Source organism: Pseudomonas sp. NPDC090752, assembly GCF_055584805.1.
Genome location: NZ_JBVJLI010000005.1, coordinates 133,184 through 152,417 on the forward strand (window position 1 = coordinate 133,184; position 19,234 = coordinate 152,417).

At 63.0% G+C, this 19,234-nt stretch carries 17 protein-coding genes; 6 read left to right on the top strand and 11 right to left on the bottom strand.

Features of this window, described 5'->3' with window-relative positions; genetic code table 11:
• Nucleotides 1-3 precede the first annotated feature (3 nt).
• A complete protein-coding gene (queG, locus tag ACZ6YA_RS09355; RefSeq protein ID WP_465896810.1) occupies nucleotides 4-1,068 on the top strand; it encodes a tRNA epoxyqueuosine(34) reductase QueG in 1,065 nt (354 codons plus the stop codon).
• A gap of 162 nt (nucleotides 1,069-1,230) precedes the next feature.
• Here the strand turns inward: queG and ACZ6YA_RS09360 are convergent, their stop codons facing one another.
• Both ACZ6YA_RS09360 and orn read right to left on the bottom strand, forming a co-directional pair.
• Nucleotides 1,231-1,842, bottom strand: a complete 612-nt coding sequence (locus tag ACZ6YA_RS09360) for a trimeric intracellular cation channel family protein (RefSeq protein ID WP_400796826.1) — start codon at nucleotides 1,840-1,842, stop codon at nucleotides 1,231-1,233.
• Nucleotides 1,843-1,933: 91 nt separating this feature from the next.
• Nucleotides 1,934-2,476, bottom strand: a complete 543-nt coding sequence (gene orn, locus ACZ6YA_RS09365; RefSeq protein WP_465896811.1) for an oligoribonuclease — start codon at nucleotides 2,474-2,476, stop codon at nucleotides 1,934-1,936.
• A gap of 141 nt (nucleotides 2,477-2,617) precedes the next feature.
• Here orn and rsgA point away from each other — a divergent pair, with 141 nt between their 5' ends.
• Nucleotides 2,618-3,649: a small ribosomal subunit biogenesis GTPase RsgA gene (gene rsgA / locus ACZ6YA_RS09370; protein WP_465896812.1), complete on the top strand. Its 1,032-nt coding sequence runs from the start codon at nucleotides 2,618-2,620 to the stop codon at nucleotides 3,647-3,649.
• A 135-nt stretch (nucleotides 3,650-3,784) separates the two neighbouring features.
• On the opposite strand, the gene motB is transcribed toward rsgA, so the two are convergent.
• Both motB and motA read right to left on the bottom strand, forming a co-directional pair.
• Nucleotides 3,785-4,807, bottom strand: coding sequence for a flagellar motor protein MotB (gene motB, locus ACZ6YA_RS09375; RefSeq protein WP_465896813.1), 1,023 nt, complete (start codon nucleotides 4,805-4,807; stop codon nucleotides 3,785-3,787).
• Between the two features lie 3 nt (nucleotides 4,808-4,810).
• Nucleotides 4,811-5,662 (bottom strand): flagellar motor stator protein MotA, encoded by an 852-nt coding sequence (motA, locus tag ACZ6YA_RS09380; RefSeq protein ID WP_400687322.1) that lies wholly within the window; start codon nucleotides 5,660-5,662, stop codon nucleotides 4,811-4,813.
• Between the two features lie 130 nt (nucleotides 5,663-5,792).
• On the opposite strand from motA, the gene ACZ6YA_RS09385 reads away from it, so the two are divergent.
• Genes ACZ6YA_RS09385 through asd form a run of 3 tightly spaced genes read left to right on the top strand, consistent with a single transcriptional unit; the run spans nucleotide 5,793 to nucleotide 9,055 of the window.
• Nucleotides 5,793-7,328: an HDOD domain-containing protein gene (locus ACZ6YA_RS09385; RefSeq protein ID WP_465896814.1), complete on the top strand. Its 1,536-nt coding sequence runs from the start codon at nucleotides 5,793-5,795 to the stop codon at nucleotides 7,326-7,328.
• A 44-nt stretch (nucleotides 7,329-7,372) separates the two neighbouring features.
• Nucleotides 7,373-8,182, top strand: a complete 810-nt coding sequence (locus ACZ6YA_RS09390) for a rhodanese-like domain-containing protein (RefSeq protein ID WP_465896815.1) — start codon at nucleotides 7,373-7,375, stop codon at nucleotides 8,180-8,182.
• A 9-nt stretch (nucleotides 8,183-8,191) separates the two neighbouring features.
• Nucleotides 8,192-9,055, top strand: coding sequence for an archaetidylserine decarboxylase (asd, locus tag ACZ6YA_RS09395; RefSeq protein ID WP_465896816.1), 864 nt, complete (start codon nucleotides 8,192-8,194; stop codon nucleotides 9,053-9,055).
• A 53-nt stretch (nucleotides 9,056-9,108) separates the two neighbouring features.
• Here the strand turns inward: asd and ACZ6YA_RS09400 are convergent, their stop codons facing one another.
• A complete protein-coding gene (locus ACZ6YA_RS09400; protein WP_465896817.1) occupies nucleotides 9,109-9,510 on the bottom strand; it encodes a lectin OAA family protein in 402 nt (133 codons plus the stop codon).
• A gap of 182 nt (nucleotides 9,511-9,692) precedes the next feature.
• A complete protein-coding gene (serB, locus tag ACZ6YA_RS09405; RefSeq protein WP_465896818.1) occupies nucleotides 9,693-10,907 on the bottom strand; it encodes a phosphoserine phosphatase SerB in 1,215 nt (404 codons plus the stop codon).
• Nucleotides 10,908-11,041: 134 nt separating this feature from the next.
• On the opposite strand from serB, the gene ACZ6YA_RS09410 reads away from it, so the two are divergent.
• Nucleotides 11,042-12,508, top strand: coding sequence for a histidine kinase (locus ACZ6YA_RS09410; protein WP_465896819.1), 1,467 nt, complete (start codon nucleotides 11,042-11,044; stop codon nucleotides 12,506-12,508).
• Between the two features lie 153 nt (nucleotides 12,509-12,661).
• Here the strand turns inward: ACZ6YA_RS09410 and ACZ6YA_RS09415 are convergent, their stop codons facing one another.
• The 5 genes from ACZ6YA_RS09415 to parE form a co-directional block, all read right to left on the bottom strand.
• Nucleotides 12,662-13,372, bottom strand: a complete 711-nt coding sequence (locus tag ACZ6YA_RS09415; RefSeq protein ID WP_465896820.1) for a PqiC family protein — start codon at nucleotides 13,370-13,372, stop codon at nucleotides 12,662-12,664.
• A gap of 175 nt (nucleotides 13,373-13,547) precedes the next feature.
• Nucleotides 13,548-15,806: a DNA topoisomerase IV subunit A gene (parC, locus tag ACZ6YA_RS09420; protein ID WP_465896821.1), complete on the bottom strand. Its 2,259-nt coding sequence runs from the start codon at nucleotides 15,804-15,806 to the stop codon at nucleotides 13,548-13,550.
• A gap of 10 nt (nucleotides 15,807-15,816) precedes the next feature.
• Complete coding sequence (locus ACZ6YA_RS09425; protein ID WP_465896822.1) at nucleotides 15,817-16,335, bottom strand: retropepsin-like aspartic protease family protein; 519 nt, start codon at nucleotides 16,333-16,335, stop codon at nucleotides 15,817-15,819.
• The gene (locus ACZ6YA_RS09430; protein WP_465896937.1) at nucleotides 16,332-17,315 is read right to left on the bottom strand and encodes an esterase-like activity of phytase family protein; all 984 of its coding nucleotides are present in this window, start codon (nucleotides 17,313-17,315) and stop codon (nucleotides 16,332-16,334) included. The genes ACZ6YA_RS09425 and ACZ6YA_RS09430 overlap by 4 nt, the downstream gene beginning before the upstream one ends.
• The gene (gene parE, locus ACZ6YA_RS09435) at nucleotides 17,315-19,219 is read right to left on the bottom strand and encodes a DNA topoisomerase IV subunit B (protein WP_400796792.1); all 1,905 of its coding nucleotides are present in this window, start codon (nucleotides 19,217-19,219) and stop codon (nucleotides 17,315-17,317) included. The genes ACZ6YA_RS09430 and parE overlap by 1 nt, the downstream gene beginning before the upstream one ends.
• Between the last annotated feature and the right edge of the window lie 15 nt (nucleotides 19,220-19,234).

Below are 19,234 nucleotides of genomic sequence, written 5' to 3' on the forward strand. Positions count from 1 at the left end.
TCCATGTCCGCTTGCACACTTGACCTCGCCGCCCTGGCCCAATCGATCAAGATCTGGGGCCAAGAACTCGGTTTTGCCCACGTCGGCATCGCCGGTGTGGACCTTGGCGAGCACGAAAAACACCTGCAGCGCTGGCTCGACGCCGGCTACCAGGGTGAGATGGAGTACCTGGCCGCCCACGATGGCAAACGCGCGCACCCCGACCAGTTGATTCCCGGCACCGTGCGCGTGGTGTCGCTGCGCATGGACTACCTGCCGGGCGATACTCAGATGGCGCAACGCCTGGCCCAGCCGGAAAAAGCCTACGTCTCGCGATATGCCCTGGGCCGCGACTACCACAAGCTGGTGCGCAAACGCGTGCAGCACCTGGCCGATCGCATCCAGGAAGACATCGGCCCGTTCGGTTATCGCGCATTCGTCGACAGCGCCCCGGTACTGGAAAAGGCGATTGCCGAACAGGCCGGGCTGGGCTGGATCGGCAAGAACACGTTGCTGCTCAACCGCAAGGCCGGCAGCTACTTCTTCCTTGCCGAACTGTTCGTCGACCTGCCGCTGCCGGTGGACGACGCGCATGCCAGCGAGCACTGCGGGCGCTGCGAGGCGTGCCTGGACATCTGCCCGACCAAGGCTTTCGTCGGCCCATACGTGCTGGATGCCAGGCGCTGTATCTCGTACCTGACCATCGAGCTGAAGGGCGCGATTCCCGTGGAGTTGCGCTCGATGATGGGCAATCGGGTATTCGGTTGCGATGACTGCCAGATCGTCTGCCCGTGGAACCGCTTCGCACGGCCTACCCAGGAGAGCGACTTCCAGCCGCGCCACGGGCTGGAGAATGCCGAACTGGCCGAGATGTTCCTGTGGGACGAAAAGACCTTCCTGCGCAAGACCGAGGGCGGGCCGTTGCGGCGCGCGGGGTACGAGCGATTTTTACGCAACCTGGCAGTGGGCCTAGGTAATGCGCCTTCGACGATTCCGGTGCTGGAGGCCCTGCAGGCTCGGCGGGAGGATGCGTCAGAGCTGGTACGCGAGCATGTGGCGTGGGCGCTGGCCAAGCACGGCATTCACTAGCAACACAATTCAACTGTGGGAGCAACTGTCTTCCACAAAACTTAGAAAGCTGCGCGATCCCTGTGGGAGCGGGCTTGTCCCGCGAACACGGGCGAAGCCCGTGCCATCCAGCGCGGTGCCTGCTTCGCGGCTAAAGCCGCTCCCACAGGGGTTGCCTCAAGGCTACTGCTGGTCGTTGTAGTGAAACTTCGGCATTTCCCAATGGAACCGAATGGCCAGCAACCGCACCAGGAACCCGCCAAACAAAGTCAGCAACATGGCCTGCTCCGCCGGCACCTTGAAGTAAACACACCCCAGGTAGAACCACGCCGCAGCAAACGACACGCTGGCATACAGCTCACGTCGGAACACCAGCGGAATGTCGTTACAGAAGATATCCCGCAGAATTCCGCCAAACACCCCGGTAATCACCCCACTGATCGACGCCACCAGCATCCCCTGCCCCATCTCCAGCGCCGTCATGCAGCCAATCAGGGTGAAGGCCACCAACCCCAGGGCATCCAGCACCAGGAACAGCGAGCGCAAGCGGCGCATCATCGGCGCGATGAAAATCGTGAACAACGCAGCGCAGCTGGTCAGCACCAGGTATTCCGGGTGTTTCACCCAGGTCAGCGGGTAGTGGCCGAGCAGCACGTCGCGCACCGAGCCGCCACCCAGCGCAGTGACGCAGGCAATCAGCACCACGCCAAACCAATCCATGCCTCGGCGTCCAGCAGACAGGGCGCCAGTCATGGCCTCGGCGGTGATGGCGATAAGGTAGAGCATCAACAACATGGCGCGGGTCCGTGCGAGAAAGGCGCGCAGTCTAACCAGTTGCCTTGGGCACCAAAAGAGGGCGCGACGAGAATATCTGCGCCCTTTCGGCTCACACCTTGAGGAAGTGCTCGCGGTAGTGGCGCAGCTCGGCGATCGACTCGCGGATATCGTCCAGTGCCAGGTGGGTGCTGCCCTTCTTGAAGTCGTCGGCTACCTGCGGAGCCCAACGCTGGGCCAGGATCTTCAGGGTCGAGACATCCAGGTTGCGGTAGTGGAAGTATTCTTCCAGGGCTTTCATATGGCGGTAGAGGAAACGACGATCTTGCCCAATGCTGTTGCCACAGATGGGAGACTTTCCTTTGGGCACCCATTTTTCGAGGAAGGCGATGGTCTCTGCCTCGGCCTGCGCCATACTGACCTTGCTCTCACGCACTCGCTGGGTCAGACCCGAGGCGCCATGGGTGCGGGTGTTCCACTCATCCATGCGCGCCAGCACTTCGTCACTGTGGTGAATGGCAATCACAGGGCCTTCGGCCAGAGTGTTCAAATCGCTGTCGGTAACGATGGTAGCCATCTCGATGATGACGTCGCTGTCCGGATCCAGGCCGGTCATTTCCAGATCGATCCAGATCAGGTTCTGTGGATTTTGCATGCAGGGGCTCCTCGTAATGGCCGTCATATTAGCCTAGCGACGACGGCCTGCGCATGCGCGGTGCAAAGGTAACCAGAATGGTCGATGACCCGGCATGCTAAACTGCCTGCCGTTTTCAACTTGCCCCACCTTGGAAGGTCCATGGCCAAACGCCAGCTCAATCGTCGCCAAAACTGGCGTATCGAAAAAATCCAGAACGAACGCGCCGCTCGCGCCGCCAAACGCGAACAGCACGTGCTGCATGAGCTGGAGGGCGGTGACCTGGGGCCGGAGCAACTGGGCCTGGTGATCGCACACTTTGGCGTGCAGGTCGAAGTCGAGGCCCAGGACGGCGATGTCGCCGGCCAGGTGTTCCGCTGCCACCTGCGGGCCAACCTGCCGGCGCTGGTCACCGGCGACCGCGTGGTCTGGCGCGCTGGCAACCAGGGCATTGGCGTGATCGTCGCGCAGATGCCGCGCAGCACCGAGCTGTGCCGGCCGAACAACCATGGCCAGCTCAAGCCAGTGGCGGCCAACGTCGACTTGATCGTGATCGTCTTCGCGCCAGCGCCCGAGCCGCACCCGAACCTGATCGACCGCTACCTGGTCGCCGCCGAGCATGCTGGCATTCGCCCCTTGCTGCTGCTTAACAAAGCCGATTTGATCAACGACGAAAACGGCCCGGGCCTGCATGCGCTGCTCGAGGTTTATCGCGATCTCGGCTATCCATTGCTGGAGGTTTCTGCCCACCACGGTGACGGTATGCAGCGCCTACAGCAGATGCTCGACGGCCACATCAGTGTATTCGTCGGCCAGTCGGGCGTGGGCAAGTCGTCTTTGGTCAACAGCCTGCTGCCGGCAGCCGATACCCGCGTCGGCGACCTGTCCGAATGGTCGGGCCAGGGCACGCACACCACCACCACCGCGCGCCTGTACCACTTCCCCAACGGCGGCGACCTGATCGACTCGCCGGGCATCCGCGAATTCGGCCTGGGCCATGTCAGCCGTGACGACGTCGAAGGCGGGTTCATCGAGTTTCGGGATTTGTTCGGCACCTGCCGCTTCCGCGACTGCAAGCATGATCGCGAACCCGGCTGCGCGCTGCTCAAGGCGTTGGAAGACGGCCGCATCAAGCCGCAGCGCATGAACAGCTACCGCTCGATCATCGCCAGCTTGCCGGAAGACAGCTACTGATCAACCTGTGGGAGCGGCTTTAGCCGCGAAGCGAGCACCGCGCTGGATGGCACGGGCTTCGCCCGTTTCGCGGGACAAGCCCGCCCCCACAGGAAGCGCGTCAGCTTTTATATTTTCAACCCAGCGCCCCCTGGGTTACTGGTCCTTCGCCTCGTCCATCTTCAAGGTGCCTTCCTCGAAGATGTTCAGCTTCTGCCGCAGCTCACGCGGCTGCATCGGCGCTTGCTCCGCGCCGGGCGCTGCAGAAGAAGCCCCTGGAGCCGCACCGGCAGGCGGCGCGGGCTGGGCATCTGGCGCCTCGGGTGCACCCTGCTCACCCTCGATGTTGCGCTGGGCCTTCTTGGTCAGGACGATGATGTCGATACGCCGGTTGACCGGATTGAACGGGTCCTTGCGGTCGAACAGCGACGACGATGCATATCCCACCACTCGCGCCACTTGGTCATCCGGGTAGCTACCGGCGACCAGCGCACGGCGCGCGGCGTTGGCGCGGTTGGCCGATAGTTCCCAGTTGCCGTAGTCACCGCTGCCAGCGTAAGGCTTGGCATCGGTGTGGCCACTGATGCTGATCTTGTTCGGCACCGCCTTGATGGTGTCGGCCATGGCCAGCAGGATGTCCTCGAAATACGGCTGCAGGCGAGCACTGCCGATGTCGAACATCGGCCGGTTCTCGGCATCCATGATTTGGATGCGCAGGCCATCCTGGGTGATCTCGAAGAGGATCTGGTCCTTGAACTTCTGCAGTTGCGGGTTTTCATCGACCTTGTTCTGCAGCTCCTGCAGCAGCAATTCGAGGCGCTCGCGCTCGACCTGTTCGGCCATGGTCTCGACCTGGTCCTTGTCCAGCTGGATGCTGGTATCAGGCGTAGGCTCGGACTTCTGCTCCGGGTTGATGGTCTTTTCCGGTGCCAGTTCCGGCGAGCCACCCAGGTCGATCACATAGGGCGTGCCGCTTTCGGAGAAGCCGATCGGGTCCTTGAAGTAGCCGGCAATGGCGATCTTCTGCTCGGGGGTGGCGGTGGACATCAACCACAGCACCAGGAAGAACGCCATCATCGCCGTGGCGAAGTCGGCGAAGGCAATCTTCCAGGCGCCGCCGTGGTGGCCTCCACCGAAGCGCTTGACGCGCTTGATGATTATCGGCTGATTGTTTTCCATGGCTTAGCGACCGCGAACGGCTTGTTCCAGCTCGGCAAAGCTCGGGCGGTGCTTCGGATAGAGCACCTTGCGCCCGAACTCGACGGCCAGCGAAGGTGGCATGCCCGAAGCCGAGGCTACCAGCGAAGCCTTGATCGACTCATACAGGTTGATCTCTTCCTTGGCATCGTGCTCCAGGCACTTGGCCAGCGGCCCGAAGAAGCCGTAGGCCGCAAGAATACCGAAGAAGGTACCCACCAGGGCCGCCCCCACGTGCATACCGATGGCAGCCTGGTCACCCTCACCCAGCGACGCCATGGTCACCACGATACCCAGTACCGCCGCGACGATACCGAAGCCGGGCATGCCGTCGGCAATGCCGGTGACGGCGTGGGATGGGTGCTCGAGCTCTTCCTTCATGCTCAGCAGCTCCATGTCGAACAGGCCTTCGAGCTCGTGGGGCGCCATGTTGCCGGTGGACATGATGCGCAGGTAGTCGCAGATGAACGCGGTCATGCGCTCATCGCCGAGCACGGCGGGATACTTGGCGAAGATAGGGCTGGCCGCGGCGTCTTCGATATCGCTCTCGATCGCCATCATGCCTTCGCGACGGCTCTTGTTGAGGATTTCGTACACCAGGCCCAGCACTTCCAGGTAGAAGGTGTGGGTAAACCGGGAGCCGAACATCTTCATCGACTTCTTGACCACATGCATGGTCATGTAGCCGGGGTTGGCCTGCATGAAGGCGCCAAAGGCGGCCCCGCCGATGATCAGCACTTCGAACGGCTGGATCAGCGCCGCGATCTTGCCGTGGGAGAGTACATATCCGCCGAGCACGCTCGCGAATACGACGATGATGCCGATAATTTTAGCCATAGGTTCAAAGCACTTGCTGTCGTGGTCAGGGTGAGGGACGGGAGCTTTAAAACTCTTCTTCTACTTATCGGCAGAACTGCGCCAGACTATAGCCACTCAATGCGAAAAGCCAGTTCGGACTGATGTCAAAATGCCAATGGAATCCAAGGTGCCCACTCAGAATCCGCGTACGCTAGAGGCCTGGGTAAAGCTGCTCGACGGTATCCGTGTACCGGTGCCGAAGCAGAGTTACGACCGGGTCATGAGCGCCATCAATGATAGCCGCCGCTCGCTGCGCGATATCGCCGAACTGATGCAGGACAGCCCGGCCCTGGTGCTGTCGGTGATGCGCGAGGCCAACCACCCGGCCAATGCCAGCCAGGCGGAACCTGCCGAAAGCCTGGAAATCGCCCTCAATCGCCTGGGCCTGGCGCGTACCCGCGAACTGCTCAACCGCCTGCCAGCGCTGCCGGACGACGATATCCCGCCGGTGCTGCGCCAGTTTCTGCTGATCAGCCAGCACGCGTCCCAACAGGCCAGTGGCCTGTTCGCCAGCCGCCTGGCGCGGCTGTGGCAGGAAATCCACTGGGGCAGCCTGCTGTTCCTGTCGCCCCTGTGGCCGATGGCGCTGGTCTACCCGAAACTGCTCGACGCCTGGGAACTGCGGGTCATCCACAAGGGCGAAGAGGCTGCGGATGTCGAGCAGGAATTGTTTGGCGTGCGCATCATGGCGCTGTGCCAAGCCATGGCCGAGCACTGGCGCCTGTCGCAGTGGGTCACCCAGGGCTACCGCCTGCTGCTGGAAGAGCGTGAACAGCTTGGGCAGATATTGAGCATCGCCCGCGACGAAGACCTGCTGAGCCAGCAGCACCGCCTGGACGAGGCGCCCGCCTTGAGCCGCTGGTTCAACCAGCCGGCCAACACCGTGCTGCTGGCCAATAACCTGGCGCTGGCGGCGCAAGTGGGCTGGGACAACCCACACCTGCTGCGCTGGCAACTGCTGACCGCACTGTACCTTCAGACTTCACTGGAAGACGTACAGCAACAGGTCCACCAGCAGGCAGCCGCCAGTGCCCGCCGCCATGCCAGGCATGCCTTGTTCCACCCCGCCGAAGCCTTGATCTGGCCCTGGCACCAGCGCCGCCCGCACCCCGACATGCTGGCTCCGCCGCCGCCCTCCAGCGACGCGCTCGGCCAGTGGCGCAAGTTGTGCCAGGAGTTGCTGGCCCAGCCCAGCCCGTTCACCAACGCCGTGCACCTGGCCACCCAGGCACGTGAAGCCCTGCTGGCCTGCGGCATGCAGCGCATCATGCTGCTGACCCTGGACAAGGCCAGCGACTACCTGCGCGTGCAGCAGACTGCCGGCCTACCTAAAGAAGCTGCGGCCATCGCTTTGCCCGTACCGCAGAGCAAATTGCTGCAAAAACTGCTGGTCAAGGCCGCTCAGCTGCGCCTGACGCCGGAGAACCATGCCCAATTCTCGGCCCTGTTACCGGCCCCATTGCACGCCTTCTTCCGTGGCGAACACCTGCTGCTGCGCTCACTGGCGGTCAACGACCAGGTATTGATGCTGGCGGTGGCGGATCAAGGGGGCAAGCCGCTGGCCGATGTCAGCGTGCAAGCGTTCGGTAAAACCGCGCAATGTATCGAGCGCGCCCTCGCCGTGTTTGCCAACCGCAATGCCTGACCCTTGCGCTACAATCGCTCCTCTTTCCACACTGGAGACCGTGGATGACTGATTTTGCCGGACTGCCGCTGGTGATCGAGCCTGCGGACCTGCTGCCGCGCCTGGATTCGCCCCAGCTGATCCTGGTCGACCTGAGCAGCGCCAACCGCTATGTCAGCGGGCACATCCCCGGCGCCCGCTTCGTCGAGGGCAAGCGCACCCAGCTGGGCCTGCCGCCCGCGCCAGGCCTGCTGCCGGCACTGGCCGACCTGGAAAAACTGTTCAGTGAGCTCGGTCATCGCGACGACGCCGTCTATGTGGTTTACGATGATGAGGGTGGTGGCTGGGCCGGGCGCTTCATCTGGATGCTCGACGTGATCGGCCACAAGACCAGCCATTACCTCAACGGCGGCATTCAGGCCTGGCCGGCGGACAAGTTGTCGACCGAGGTGCCGGCACCCGCCAATACCCCGGTGCGTCTGCACGTGCACAGCGAACCGACGGCAACCCGCGAATACCTGCAAAGCCGTCTGGGTGCCGAAGACCTGGTGGTCTGGGATGCACGCGCCCCGCAGGAATTCAATGGTGAGAAAGTCCTGGCCGCCAAAGGCGGGCACATCCCCGGCGCGATCAACTTCGAGTGGACCGCCGGCATGGACCTCAACGATCACCAGCGTATTCGCCAGGACATCGCTGAAGTCCTCAAGCAACTGGGCATCACCCCCGACAAGGAAGTGATCACCCATTGCCAGTCACACCGCCGCTCCGGTTTCACTTACCTGGTGGCCAAGGCCCTCGGCTACCCACGCGTCAAGGCTTACGCCGGCTCGTGGAGCGAATGGGGCAACCACCCGGACACGCCTGTAGAAGTCTAAGGAACCTGCATGAAATCCCGTCTGTTCATCATCAGCCAGTACCTGCTGCCGCACCACCTGCTGTCGCGGCTCGCCGGCTGCGTTGCCGAGTGCCGCGCACGCTGGTTCAAGAACGCCTTCACCACCTGGTTCGCCAAGCGCTACCAGGTGAACATGAGCGAGGCACTGGTCGAAGACCTGAGCGCCTACGAACACTTCAACGCCTTCTTCACCCGTGCTCTGAAGCCAGGCGCACGGCCGCTGGATGAAACCCCTGGGGCTATCCTCTGCCCGGCCGATGGCGCCGTGAGCCAGCTGGGCCCGATCGAGCACGGCCGCATCTTCCAGGCCAAGGGCCACAGCTTCAGCGCCCTGGAGCTACTTGGCGGCGATCCCGCCCTGGCCGCACCGTTCATGGGCGGCGAATTCGCCACCATCTACCTGTCGCCGAAGGACTATCACCGCGTGCACATGCCACTCGCCGGCACACTGCGCGAGATGGTCTATGTACCGGGTCGATTGTTCTCGGTAAACCAGACCACGGCGGAAAACGTCCCCGAGCTGTTTGCCCGCAACGAACGCGTGGTGTGCCTGTTCGATACCGAGCGCGGGCCGATGGCGGTGGTACTGGTCGGCGCGATGATCGTTGCCTCGATCGAGACCGTATGGGCTGGCCTGGTCACCCCGCCGAAGCGTGAGCTGAAGACCTTCCGCTACGACGAAGGCAGCCGTGCGCCGATTCACCTGGAAAAGGGTGCGGAACTGGGCCGCTTCAAGTTGGGCTCCACGGCCATCGTGCTGTTCGGGCCGGAGCAGGTGAAATGGGCGCAAAACCTGGGTGCTGGTTCGGCCACCCGCATGGGTGAGCTGCTGGCGCAGCCGCTGCAGGGTTGACCGCCTTGACGCCCCCCGGCTTTTGGCCAGGGGGCGTCTACTCGGTGAGGACATCAGCCGAGCAGGCTACGGAAGCCGATTGGGCCCTCATTGATGTAGGTATTGGTACCATTGAGGCTCAGGCCACCATCATCTGACTTGACGCTGAGCGCCACGACACTCTGGTCGTCGCGCCCGCCGATCACCCACTCCCCACCCGGGTGCCAAGGGGCACTGTCGCCTCCCCACTGGTTCTGCACCTGGTACCGGTTATGCGCGACGCGGTTGCCCTTGAAGCCGATCGGTCCTTCGCCGGCATAGGTCATGACGCCTTGCAGTGTCTGGCCACCATCGGTCGATTTGACCTCGACCGACACCACATTCTGATTGTCCCGGCCACCTATTACCCAGATTCCGCCCGGGTGCCAGGGTGCCGAATTACCGCCCCACTGATTCTGCGCTGCGTACTTGGACATGAACTTCTTCTCCTTGAAGTTGAATGGCCACGAGGACTCCCCCCGGGCCAGCACGGTCGATGGGTGAGACCGTACGGATGCAAGCGTAGATGGGGGAAACAGAGGGACTTAGAACAGTTCGAAATCGTCACTAAAGCAATGTAGCGGGGCATCAGGGCCGTTTCACGGCCCTGACGTACGGCTCAACCGCGAGCGTCGCGGTCGCGCAGGCCGAGCAAATACAGCACGCCATCCAAGCCCAAGGTCGAAATTGCCTGTTTGGCCGACTGGCGCACCAGTGGCTTGGCACGGAAGGCCACACCAAGGCCTGCCAGCGACAGCATCGGCAGGTCGTTGGCGCCGTCACCTACGGCGATGGTCTGCTCCAGTTGCAGGCCCTCCTCGCTGGCCAGCTGCTGCAACAACTCGGCCTTGCGCTGGGCGTCGACGATCGGCTCGACGGCCACCCCGGTAACTTTGCCATCGACCACTTCCAGCTCATTGGCGAACACATAATCGATGCCCAGGCGCGCCTGCACCTGTTTGGCAAAGTAGGTGAAGCCGCCAGAAAGAATGGCCGTCTTGTAACCCATGCGCTTGAGTTCGGCGAACAGGTTTTCAGCACCCTCGGTCAGGCGCAGGGAAGCACCAATTTCATCCAGTACACCGACATCCAGGCCCTTGAGCAGCGCCATGCGCTCCTTGAAGCTGGCGCGGAAGTCCAGTTCGCCGCGCATCGCTCGCTCGGTAATGGCTGCGACCTGCTCGCCGACACCTGCTGCCTTGGCCAGCTCGTCGATGACTTCAGCCTCGATCAGTGTCGAGTCCATGTCGAACACCGCCAGGCGGCGATTACGACGGAACAGGTCGTCCTTCTGGAAGGCAATGTCGATGTTCAAGGCTTCGGACAAGGCGAAGAAGTCGGCACGCAGCGCCTGGGCATCGCTCGGCTCGCCGCGCACGGAAATCTCCAGTGCCGCCTTGCCTTTATCGCTCTGGGCGTCTAGAGCGACGCGTGCGGACAACCGTTCGATGCGCTCGATGGTCAGGCCATACTGGCTGATGACGGCACTGACACGCTGCAGCTGCTCAGGGGTAATCTTGCGGCTGAGTACGCTGGCGATGTAGCGCGGCTCACCCTGGCCGTCGGCCCAGTGCTGGTAGTCCGCTTCGGAAATCGGTGTGTAACGGGCCTGCAGGTTCAGCTCATGGGCCTTGGACTGCACGCTTTGCAGCAAGCGGGTGGCCACTTCGTTATCGGGGATATCGACCAGAATGCCAAACGACAGGGTGCCGTGCATGACCGCCAGGCCGATGTCGAGAATGTTCACTGCGCCCTGGAGCAGGACGCCGGTGATGGCGGCGGTAAGACCGGGGCGGTCCTCTCCGGTGATGTTGATCAGGACGATTTCGCGCACAACTGGCTCCGACTTCGATGAAAAATGCGCATTCTACCGATTTTCCATGACCATCGGGCGCCAACGATACTTTGCCGACAAAACTCTGATCGCTATACTGCGCAACACTTTCATGCCATTAAGAGCCGCGCTCTGTGAACCGGCCCACGCCCGTCAAACCAGACAACTTCTTCCTCATGATCTTCCGTGCCCTGCGCCAACGTCGCGTTCCCCTGGCACTGCGCATCGCCTGCACCAATATATTCCTGGTGGCGCTGGCGTTGGTGATCTATGCCTGCGTGATGGGCCTGCAGTTCAAGCAGGCGATGCACGAGCAGGCCGACGCCCTTGGCCAGAGCCTGACCACCCAGACCGCCACCTCGGCGACCGAGCTGCTGGTGTCTAACGACATCCTCAGCCTCAACGTGCTGCTGGGCAATCTGGTGAAGAACCCGCTGGTGGCCCATGCGGCGATCTACAGCGTGGACAACCGCATCCTGGCCGAAGCCGGGCAACGCCCGCGCAACAGCCTGCTGGGCGAAGCGGAAGGCCTGTACCAGACCAAGATCACCTTCCAGGACGTGACCGCCGGGCAGTTGCGCATCAGCCTGGACATGAGCCAGTTCCAGCAGCCGATGCTGATCAGCCTGCAGAGCATGGGCATCCTGGCCGCGATCCTGCTGGCCCTGGCGCTGAGCCTGAGCCTGCGCCAAGGTCGCCACATCACCCTGCCGCTGCTGCAACTGCGGGTATGGCTGCGTGACCCGCACCCCTATACCCCAGCGACGGATCGTCAGGACGAGATCGGCGATATCGCCCGTCAGTTGCACGCGCGCCTGGCGCCGCCGCCACCTCCGGAGCCTGAACCGGAGGAAGAAGAGGACGAGGACGAGTTCGACGACCTGCACGAGGTTGCCGTACCGGTCAAGGCAGCGCCACGCGCCAAGGTTGCCGCCCTGGGCGACGACGAAGACGACGAGGCGGCCTTTGCCGGCCTGCTGGACAACGATGAGCCCGCACCCAAGGCCACCGTGGTCGAATCCGATGAGCCACAGAGCAGCGCGGTACTGGCTGTGCAGCTGGGTTCGCAGGAACAACTTCGCCGCCTGCCCCGCACCCGCCTGACCGAGCTGCTGGAGCGCTACCGCGACTGCCTGGAGCAGGCCGCGTCGCTGTATGAAGGCGAGACCCACACGCTCAACGACGGTAGCACCCTGGTGCTGTTCCACAGCCGCGACTGCGGTGAGGACTACCTGACCAACGCCATCTGCTGCGGCGAGCTGCTGCGTGCGTTGGGCCACGCCCTGCAGATCGAGGTGGCCGACAGCGGAATTACCCTGCAACTGCAGCTGGGCCTGACCCTGGGCGATGACCTGCACGGTCTGGAGCAAGTCGACCTGCTGATGGCCGAGAAGGCCCAGGACGCCCTGGCGCTTTCCCAGCACAGCCGCAACCTGCTGCTGGTGGAGCGCAAGATCAGTGATGACGTCCTGATTCGCCAGCGTGCTCGCATCCGGCCGATTGCCAGCCCCGAAGGGGCCAGCTGTGTCGAGCGCTTGATGGAGCCCTACCCTTCGATGCTGGAGCGACAGTTGGCGCGGATGCACGAACGCAGGGCCTGATACCGGGCTGCCTCTTCGCGGGACAAGCCCGCTCCCACAGGTGCCGCGCAGGCTTCAAACTTGTGGGAGCGGGCTTGCCCCGCGAAGAGGCCAGAACATGCAGCTACAAAAAAGCCCGCGAGAATGCGGGCTTTTTTGTAGCTGGCGGAACCATCAGAACCGATAGACTTCCATATCGGTACGAATTGGTGAAGCCATCGGGATCTTCGACTTCTCTGGTGCCTTCTTGACCTGCACCGGTGCAGCAGGCTTCTTCGGCGCTTCTTCGGCAATGGCAGGCTGGTTGGCCAGCGGCTTGACCGCAGAGCTCAGCTGCTCGGCAAGCTTCTGCAGCAGCTGCCCTTGGGCTTGCACTTGCGACGACTCGGTGCCCTCGTGCGGCTGCTCGAGATGCACGATGCGGTTGTCACGCACATTGCCGCGGCGGTCGAGCAGACGCCATTGGGCATCGAGGATGGCCGGCTGGTTCTTGCCCGAGTCCAGGCGGGTGATCGACAGCAACACCTGCACATCCGGCGAGAATCCGCTGCTGGCCGGGGCCAGGACCACGCGCTGGCTATCCAGGCGCCAGGCCAGTTGGCGCACCAGCAGTTGGTCGATATCAGCCGACAGGCTGCCCGCCCAACGACCGTCCGTCGCCGAACTCAGGCTGCCATCGGCCTGACGCTGCAAAAAGGTTTCGCGCTGCAGGTAATCGGCGACCGACACCGGGCCAACCACCACGGCCATGCCCGCACTCTGTGAAGGCTGGCCAGGATCACCGCTGTCGAGCTGATACAGGGCAACCGGCTGATGCATGCTGCACCCGCTCAGTCCCAGCAAGCCCGTCATCAACAGCGCAATTGGAAGGCGCAGAAATTTCATTCATCCCATCCAGGCGGTCGCCACCAGGCTAACCGCAGTGATACTGATATAGATTCAATCGGGCGCACGGCCACGCCGGCACCGAAGGGGCACTATCATCCGTGAAATATCGGCCCGACTCCAGTTTTTCTGCCCGAAACGGCGCTGAAATTGCCGTTTCAGACATTTCACCAGGTTACGTAGGACTTTCCACCTGCAATCCATCGACACGCTGGAACCCGCGTGGCAGCTTGCTGCCACGCCGACCGCGCTCGCCCTTGTAATGCTCAAGGTCATCGGGTTTCAGAGACAGGGTACGCTTGCCAGCTTGCAATACAAGCGTCGCACCCTCGGCGATCACCGCCAGATCTGTGACATATTCCTCACGGCTGGCGACCCGATCACCCGGCACACCGATGATCTTGTTGCCCTTGCCTTTGCCCAGCTGTGGCAAGTCAGCAACCTTGAACACCAGCAGACGACCTTCGGTGGTGACGGCCGCGAGCCAGTCCTGCTCACGACTGGCCACTGGGCGCGGGCTGATCACCTTGGCGCCGTTGGGTAGGCTGAGCAGCCCTTTGCCCGCCTTGTTCTTGGCCTGCAGGTCTTCACCTTTGACCACGAAGCCGTAACCGGCATCGGAAGCCACCACGTACAGGGCGTCATCCTCTGGCAACAGTACGCACTCGAAGGTCGCCCCCGGCGGAGGGGTCAGGCGGCCAGTCAGTGGTTCACCCTGACCACGCGCCGATGGCAATGTATGCGCGGCCACCGAGTAACTACGTCCGGTGGAGTCGATCAGCACGGCAAACTGGTTGGAGCGGCCGGCAGCGGCGGCTTTGAAACCATCACCCGCCTTGTAGGACAGGCCGGTGGCATCGATGTCATGCCCCTTGGCGCAACGCACCCAGCCCTTTTCCGACAATACGACGGTGACCGGTTCAGTCGGCATCAGCTCGTTTTCCGACAAAGCCTTGGCTTCAGTACGCTCTACGATCGGCGAACGGCGGTCGTCGCCGTAGGTTTCGGCGTCCTTGATCAGCTCGCTGCGGACCAGCTTGCGCAGCTTGGCATCGCTGCCGAGCAGGGCCAGCAATTTGGCCTGCTCTTTGAGCAACTCGTCCTGCTCGCCTCGGATTTTCATCTCTTCCAGGCGCGCCAGTTGGCGCAGGCGGGTCTCGAGAATATAGTCGGCCTGAATATCCGTCAGGTCGAACCGGGCGATCAGGGCCTGCTTGGGGTGCTCCTCGGTGCGGATGATGTGGATCACTTCATCCAGGTTGAGGAAGGCAGTGAGCAAACCTTCCAACAAGTGCAGGCGCTTCTCGACCTTTTCCAAGCGGTGCTGGAGGCGGCGACGCACGGTACCAATCCGGTACTGCAGCCACTCCAGCAACAAGGCGCGAAGGTTTTTCAGCTGCGGCCGTCCGTCCAGGCCGATGATATTGACGTTGACTCGGTAGCTGCTTTCCAGCTCGGTGGTGGCAAATAGATGCTGCATCAGCTCGTCAGCATCCACGCGATTGGAGCGCGGAATGATGACAATGCGGCACGGGTTCTCGTGGTCTGATTCGTCACGCAGGTCGGCAACCATCGGCAGCTTCTTGGCCTGCATCTGCGCAGCGATCTGCTCCAGGACCTTGGCCCCGGAGACCTGGTGTGGCAGCGCGGTGACCACGATGTCGCCGTCCTCGACCCGGTACACGGCGCGCATACGAATCGAACCGCGACCGCTTTCGTAGATCTTGAGAATCTCGGCGCGCGGCGTGATGATCTCGGCTTCGGTCGGGTAGTCCGGGCCCTGGATGTGCTCGCACAGCTGCTCCAAGGTGGCCTTCGGCTCGTCGAGCAGGCGTACGCAGGCGCTGGCCACTTCACGCAGGTTATGCGGTGGTACATCGGTGGCCATGCCCACGGCGATGCCGGTGGTGCCGTTGAGCAGAATATTTGGCAAACGCGCCGGCAGTACGGCCGGTTCCTGCAAGGTACCATCGAAGTTCGGCACCCAGTCCACAGTGCCCTGGCCCAGCTCACCGAGCAGTACTTCGGAATAGCGCGAGAGGCGCGCCTCGGTGTATCGCATGGCAGCGAACGACTTCGGATCGTCCGGCGCACCCCAGTTGCCCTGCCCATCCACCAGCGTATAGCGGTAGCTGAACGGCTGGGCCATCAGCACCATGGCTTCGTAGCAGGCCGAGTCGCCGTGGGGGTGGAACTTGCCGAGCACGTCGCCGACGGTACGCGCCGACTTCTTGTGCTTGGAATCGGCATCAAGCCCCAACTCGCTCATGGCATAGACAATGCGTCGCTGCACAGGCTTGAGGCCATCGCCGATGTGCGGCAGGGCCCGGTCCATGATCACGTACATGGAATAGTTGAGGTAGGCCTGTTCGGTGAAGTCAGCCAGCGAGCGGCGTTCGACGCCGTCGAGGCTGAGTTCCAATGGGTCGCTCATGCGGGCCTCGTTATTTCAGGTTCTGGCGCAGCAGCATGGTGCCGCCGCGCTGGGTAAATTCAAGTTGTTTCAGGGCGCTCATGCCGAGCAACACGGTCTGCCCGTCCAGCCCCGGCACCACCAACGCACGCACGCCTTGCAGGCGGATGTCGCCCAGTTGCAGGTTGTCCAGGCGGGTGCGATAGCCCTCCGTGCGGCCATTGGCCGTACTGAGGATGACCGGGCTGCCACGCTGCAAGTCCAGGTCGCGGGCCAGCGCTTCGGGGATTGCCACGTCGGTGGCGCCAGTGTCGAGCATGAAGTGCACCACTCGGCCATTGATCGCACCGTCCGCTACGAAGTGGCCCTGTCCATTGCCTAGCAACCGCACTTCGATGAAACCTTCACCATGCTCGGACTGAACCTGGCTGTTTGGATTGCGCTCGCGCGCCTCCCACTCGCCGAAAAAGCGCGTGGCCAGGAACAGCGCCGCCGCCCAGGCGAGGACCATAAGCACCCGGCCCGCACGCTTGCCCGGCGGCTGGCTCATGGTTTGCTACTCCAGCCGCCTTCGGGTACGGCAAAGCGCCAGACGATCGGCCGGCTTTCGCCATCGGCGCGATCACCGTTGTTGTTGTCCAGGCCGATCCAGGCGCCCTTGGCATCGATCACCAAGGCTTCAGCCAGGCCGAACGGCTGATCGTAGCGGCGCTCGGGCACCAGTGCATCAGCTGCGAACGACCAGCAGCGCTCGACCTTGCCGCTGTCGACGTCCCGGCGGCAGACGCGGTAGGCATTGCGTTCGAGGGTGAACAGCTTGCCGTCGAACCAGGCCAAGTCGGCAAAGTCGCGCGAAAGCGCACGGGCATTGGGCATTTGCGCCGGTTGCATCTCGACCCCGGCCTCGCTCAACAGCACACAACTGCGCCCGCAGGTCCACACCGACTGCTGGCGCTCGATCTTCACCAAGCCGCGGCGCTCACGTTCGGCTGCCAACCACATCCGGTCACCCGTCGGGTTGATCGCCAGGCCTTCGAACAGCGCATTGAATTGCAGCAACATGCCACTGGCGCGGGCCTGGCGAATCATCGCCGGGTCGATCTTCAGCCATTCAGGCTCCCCGATGATCGGCAGTTGCAGCACTGCCGCATGGGCTTCGCTGACCAGGTAGAGGTTGCCGGCCTGGTCGCAGGTGATGCCTTCGAAATCCAGCTCGCCGCCACGAATGTGCGATACCGCCCAGTTGCGCGACTTGAGCCCCCACGGCAAGCCGCTGTCCGGTACCGGTGGTGGGGTAAAGGTCAGCGGCTGGGCGCGCCAGACGCCGCTCTGCTGGTCGAGGCGGTAGATGCGGTCATCGTCGCGGTCGGAAACACCCCAGAGCGCGCCACGGCAGAAGGCAAGGCCCGAGAGGTTGCCGCCGCGCATGCCGTCGATCGGATGCTCGGACGTCAACCTCAGCTCCGGCCAGTTGCCTGCCAGGCTCGGCAGAGCAACCAGCGCGAGTAACGCTGCGACAAGCAGACGAATCAAACCAGGACCTCGGCCAGGTTGCCTTTGGTCTCCAGCCAGTTCTTGCGATCGCTGGCACGTTTCTTGGCCAACAACATGTCCATGATCTCGGTGGTGCCCGCCAGGTCGTCCAGGGTCAGCTGGACCAGGCGCCGGGTGTTCGGGTCCATGGTGGTTTCACGCAGCTGCGGAGGGTTCATCTCGCCTAGCCCCTTGAATCGCGTGACCTGCGGCTTGCCGCGCTTCTTCTCGGCCACCAGGCGGTCGAGGATGCCGTCACGCTCGGCTTCGTCGAGGGCGTAGTAGATTTCCTTGCCCAGGTCGATGCGGTACAGCGGCGGCATGGCCACGTAGACGTGGCCGGCCTCGACCAGCGGGCGGAAGTGCTGGACGAACAGCGCGCACAGCAGGGTCGCGATGTGCAGGCCGTCGGAGTCGGCGTCGGCAAGGATGCAGATCTTGCCGTAACGCAGTTGCGACAGGTCGGCTGCGCCCGGGTCGACGCCGATGGCCACGGCAATGTTGTGCACTTCCTGGCTGGCCAGGACTTCGCCACCGTCCACTTCCCAAGTGTTGAGGATTTTCCCGCGCAGCGGCAGGATGGCTTGAAACTCCTTGTCCCGCGCTTGCTTGGCCGAACCACCGGCGGAGTCACCCTCGACCAGGAACAGCTCGGCGCGCATCGGGTCCTGCCCGGCACAATCAGCCAGTTTGCCCGGTAAAGCCGGGCCCTGGGTAACGCGCTTGCGCTCGACCTTCTTGCTCGCCTTGAGACGCCGACCGGCGTTGCTGATGGCCAATTCCGCCAACTGCATGCCAACCTCGGGGTGGGCGTTGAGCCACAGGCTGAACGCATCTTTGACCACACCTGAAACGAACGCTGCCGCCTCGCGGGACGACAGGCGTTCTTTGGTCTGGCCGGAGAACTGTGGCTCTTGCATCTTCATCGAGAGGACGAAGGTGATGCGCTCCCAGACATCTTCCGGGGCCAGTTTGACCCCGCGCGGCAGCAGGTTACGGAACTCGCAGAACTCGCGCATGGCATCGAGCAGGCCCTGACGCAGGCCGTTGACGTGGGTACCGCCCTGGGCCGTGGGAATCAGGTTGACGTAGCTTTCCTGAACGCTGTCACCGCCTTCGGGCAGCCACAGCAACGCCCAATCCACAGCTTCCTTGTTACCGGCCAGGCTGCCGCAGAATGGCTCGTCCGGGAGGCGCAGGTAGTCGCTCACCGAGTCGACCAGGTAGGAGCGCAGGCCGTCCTCGTAGTGCCACTCGACCTTCTCGCCGCTGGCCTTGTCCTCGAAGCTGACCAGCAGGCCCGGGCACAGCACGGCCTTGGCCTTGAGCACGTGCTTGAGGCGGCTGATGGAGAACTTCGGCGAATCGAAATACTTGGGGTCCGGGCTGAAGTACACACTGGTGCCGGTGTTGCGCTTGCCGACCGTGCCGACCACTTCCAGCTCGCTGGCCTTGAAGCCATCGGCGAAGGTCATCTGGTACTCGTTGCCGTCGCGTTTGACGCGCACGCGCACTTGGGTCGACAGGGCGTTGACCACCGAAATACCGACGCCGTGCAGGCCGCCGGAGAACTGGTAGTTCTTGTTGGAGAACTTGCCACCCGCGTGCAGTTTGGTAAGGATCAGTTCGACCCCCGACACACCCTCTTCGGGGTGGATATCCACCGGCATGCCACGGCCATCGTCGCTGACTTCCAGCGAGTGGTCGGCATGCAGGATGACTTGCACCGAACGGGCGTGGCCCGCCAGCGCTTCGTCGACACTGTTGTCGATGACTTCCTGGGCCAGGTGGTTCGGCCGGCTGGTATCGGTGTACATGCCCGGGCGTTTACGGACCGGGTCAAGGCCCGAGAGGACTTCGATGGCGTCTGCGTTATAGGCGCTAGCGCTGGGATTGGCCATGGGTTCTCGTCGTCA

Excerpts from the sequence above, each read along its gene's own strand:
- ACZ6YA_RS09360 (WP_400796826.1), bottom strand. The coding sequence starts at position 1,842 with ATGTTGTTGATGCTCTACCTTATCGCCATCACCGCCGAGGCCATGACT.
- parE (WP_400796792.1), bottom strand. The coding sequence starts at position 19,219 with ATGGCCAATCCCAGCGCTAGCGCCTATAACGCAGACGCCATCGAAGTC.
- ACZ6YA_RS09400 (WP_465896817.1), bottom strand. The coding sequence starts at position 9,510 with ATGTCCAAGTACGCAGCGCAGAATCAGTGGGGCGGTAATTCGGCACCC.
- ACZ6YA_RS09390 (WP_465896815.1), top strand. The coding sequence starts at position 7,373 with ATGACTGATTTTGCCGGACTGCCGCTGGTGATCGAGCCTGCGGACCTG.
- ACZ6YA_RS09385 (WP_465896814.1), top strand. The coding sequence starts at position 5,793 with ATGCCAATGGAATCCAAGGTGCCCACTCAGAATCCGCGTACGCTAGAG.
- asd (WP_465896816.1), top strand. The coding sequence starts at position 8,192 with ATGAAATCCCGTCTGTTCATCATCAGCCAGTACCTGCTGCCGCACCAC.
- motA (WP_400687322.1), bottom strand. The coding sequence starts at position 5,662 with ATGGCTAAAATTATCGGCATCATCGTCGTATTCGCGAGCGTGCTCGGC.
- ACZ6YA_RS09415 (WP_465896820.1), bottom strand. The coding sequence starts at position 13,372 with ATGAAATTTCTGCGCCTTCCAATTGCGCTGTTGATGACGGGCTTGCTG.
- queG (WP_465896810.1), top strand. The coding sequence starts at position 4 with ATGTCCGCTTGCACACTTGACCTCGCCGCCCTGGCCCAATCGATCAAG.
- orn (WP_465896811.1), bottom strand. The coding sequence starts at position 2,476 with ATGCAAAATCCACAGAACCTGATCTGGATCGATCTGGAAATGACCGGC.
- parC (WP_465896821.1), bottom strand. The coding sequence starts at position 15,806 with ATGAGCGACCCATTGGAACTCAGCCTCGACGGCGTCGAACGCCGCTCG.
- ACZ6YA_RS09425 (WP_465896822.1), bottom strand. The coding sequence starts at position 16,335 with ATGAGCCAGCCGCCGGGCAAGCGTGCGGGCCGGGTGCTTATGGTCCTC.
- motB (WP_465896813.1), bottom strand. The coding sequence starts at position 4,807 with ATGGAAAACAATCAGCCGATAATCATCAAGCGCGTCAAGCGCTTCGGT.
- rsgA (WP_465896812.1), top strand. The coding sequence starts at position 2,618 with ATGGCCAAACGCCAGCTCAATCGTCGCCAAAACTGGCGTATCGAAAAA.